The sequence below is a fragment of the Dehalococcoidales bacterium genome, from assembly GCA_028716225.1.
Lineage (GTDB): Bacteria > Chloroflexota > Dehalococcoidia > Dehalococcoidales > UBA5760 > UBA5760.
The window spans coordinates 1-2,982 of the sequence record JAQUQE010000126.1 but is presented as its reverse complement, the minus strand read 5'-3'; the positions used below and the strand labels follow the sequence as shown (position 1 = coordinate 2,982).

Sequence of the window (2,982 nt, the reverse complement as noted above, 5' to 3'; positions counted from 1 at the left end):
CCACAATGAACATGAAGCGGCTGTAATACCATTTATCCAGGCCGGTGTTTGTCGCAAAATGAAAAATAGTCTACTCGTGTTTACGGCAGTAGTCACGATAATTATTGCGACTACGATAACTGGCTGTAGCATTGATACGGAGCCAATATATGATGAGGTTACGCTGCAGCTTAAATGGGTACACCAGGCACAGTTCGCCGGCTTCTATATGGCGGATGAGAAGGATTACTACTCTCAAGAGAACATCAAGGTCACATTCCTTGAAGGCGGTCAGGATGTAGACATAGCAGAAAACCTTCTCACTGGTAAAGCCGATTTCGCTGTGCTAAGCCCAGACGAACTTTTGGTCAAGCGCAGTCAAGGCTGTCCCCTCGATTCCATAGCCGCAGTCTACCGTCGCAGTGCCGTGGTATTTTTATCCAAAGCCGATTCGGGCATCGTTCGTCCGCAGGATTTCGTAGGCAAAACGATCGCTGCTACTGCCACTGGGGGTACGGCTGAATTCCAGATGCAACTCGCCGCCATGATGAAGAAGCTACAACTAGACACGAACCAAGTGAATATAGTCCCTTATGACCCTGACTATACTGCTTTCATTAATGGTGAGGTAGCAGTAACACCAGCCTATTCTACCGGCGGTCTGATCAAATTGCGACAGGAAGGGCTTGAACTTAATCTCATCTGGCCCAGTGACTACGCCGTTCGTTTTTACTCAGACTTGCTCGTTACCACAGACCAGTTGATTACCGAAAATCCTGATCTGGTCATCCGCTTTTTGCGTGCTACGCTCAAGGGCTGGCAGGATGCTATCGAGGACTATCCACAGGCAGTGGATATCACCATGAAGTATGCTGAGATTAAAGACCAGCAACTTCAAACGGCGATGATGGAAGCCATGCTGCCCCTGGTGAACACTGGGGAGGATAAGGTAGGCTGGATGAAGTCAGAGATGTGGCAAGGAATGTGCGATATAATGCTGGACCAAAATCTACTAGCGGAACCTTTTGATGTAAACCAAGCATATACATTGCGTTTCCTAGAACAGGTTTACGGGAGCAAATAAAATTGAGACTTACGCCAAAACTAACGATGGCATTTGCGCTACTAGCCATTGTGCCTACCGCAGTCGTGGGTTACTTGGCATACGACAGTGGAAAGCGTGCCATAGAACAGCAGACCATGAATCATCTTGTTTCGACCAATCTACTCAAGAGCAGTGAGATGGACCGCTGGATAGAAGATAATGAGCGAAGTTTGGAGGAATTAGCACAACGCCCTTTAGTCAGAGAGAATACTGCCATACTTGCTACACACAACACCACTAACCCCGCATATATCGAAGCGCACAGGAGTCTCATCGAGGAACATTTCGAACCGCGCCTGCAAAAAACCGGTGGTTTCACAGAGCTATTTATCATGTGTCCTATCCATGGCATAATCATAGCTTCCAATGATGACAAACAGGAAGGCAAATACCGCGATGCTGAGCTATACTTCATTGAGGGTAGAAGTGATACCTATGTTCAAGGTGTCTATTATTCGACTGCCCTGCAGGAGCCAGCAATGACAATAAGCACGCCCATAAAAGATACGCAGGGTAACCTGATTGCGGTACTGGCCGGGCGGCTTGACCTCGGTGAGCTTTCCACGATTATTAGTCTCCAGACTGGTATGAGTCAGACCGAGGATACTTACTTGGTTAACGCATCCAACTTTTTTGTCACTGAGCCACGGTTTGGTCAAGATTATGCGCTGAAGAAAGCCGCCCGCACGGAGGGTGTTGAGGCTGCCCTGTCAGGCAATGACGGGGTGGGTTACTATGATGATTACCGCGGTGTGCCGATCATTGGCGCCTACAACTGGTTACCAAAATATAATCTAGTCATACTTACTGAAGTAGATGTGTCCGAAGCGTTTGAGGCAGTGGCTCTTCTTGGCCGAACAACAACTACCATCATCGTTGTCACTACTATCCTTTCCGTCATGGTTGGATGGTTCGTAGCCAAGACAATCACCCGCCCGGTGCGCAAGTTGGTTCAGACAACTGAAGAGATAGGCCGTGGCAATCTGGATCAAAATGTGTTCATCGCCGGAAGAGATGAAATCAGCGAGCTGTCCGAGTCATTCAGCCAAATGGCGAAGAATCTTCAAGAGATTATGGTTTCCCGTGATGAACTTGCTAAAGAGGTTGCCGAACGCAAAGAGGCGGAGGAAAATCTGAAGCAGACGATGACCGAGTTGGAACGTTCCAATTCTGAACTTGAACGTTTTGCCTACGTTGCTTCACATGACCTCCAAGAACCACTGCGCATGGTATCCAGTTATACTCAGCTCTTGGAAAAGCGCTACAGGGATAAACTTGATGCTGATGCCAATGAGTTTATAAACTACGCAGTGGGTGGAGCCAAACGGATGCAGCAACTTATCAATGACCTGCTAGCCTATTCTCGCGTAGGTACCCGCGGCAAGTCCTTTGAGACTACAAATTGCGAGGCAGTTCTTGATGCTGCCCTAGCTAATTTGGAGGTAGCTATCCATGAGAGTAGTGCCGTAGTCACACATGACCCGTTGCCCGAAGTCGAAGCAGATGAAGCGCAATTGGTTCAACTCTTTCAGAACCTGCTTGACAACGCTGTCAAGTTCCACGGTGAGCAGCCGCCGTGTATACATGTATCTGCAGCAAAGAAAGATGACGAGTGGGTATTCTCAGTACGAGATAACGGTATAGGCATTGATCAACAGTACTTCGAGCGAGTGTTCGTTGTCTTTCAGCGCCTACACCGCGAAGAGTATCGCGGCACCGGTATCGGTCTGGCCATAGCACAGCGAATCGTTCACCGCCACGGTGGGCGAATTGAGGTAGGATGGATTTAACGGACACCAAAGTCAGGTAAAATAGAAAGACGGAGGTGTCAGATTGAAAGGGATCCCACAAGGAAAATACACGAAGGAATTTAGAGAGGAAGCTGTGAAATTGATAAC

2 protein-coding genes are annotated in these 2,982 nt (G+C 48.2%); both read left to right on the top strand.

Annotated elements, in window-relative coordinates:
• Window positions 1–1,063 (top strand): ABC transporter substrate-binding protein (locus tag PHI12_14595; protein ID MDD5512014.1); only part of this gene is annotated, 1,063 nt, incomplete at its 5' end.
• Window positions 1,064–1,065: 2 nt separating this feature from the next.
• The gene (locus PHI12_14590) at window positions 1,066–2,874 is read left to right on the top strand and encodes an ATP-binding protein (GenBank protein MDD5512013.1); all 1,809 of its coding nucleotides are present in this window, start codon (window positions 1,066–1,068) and stop codon (window positions 2,872–2,874) included.
• Window positions 2,875–2,982 lie beyond the last annotated feature (108 nt).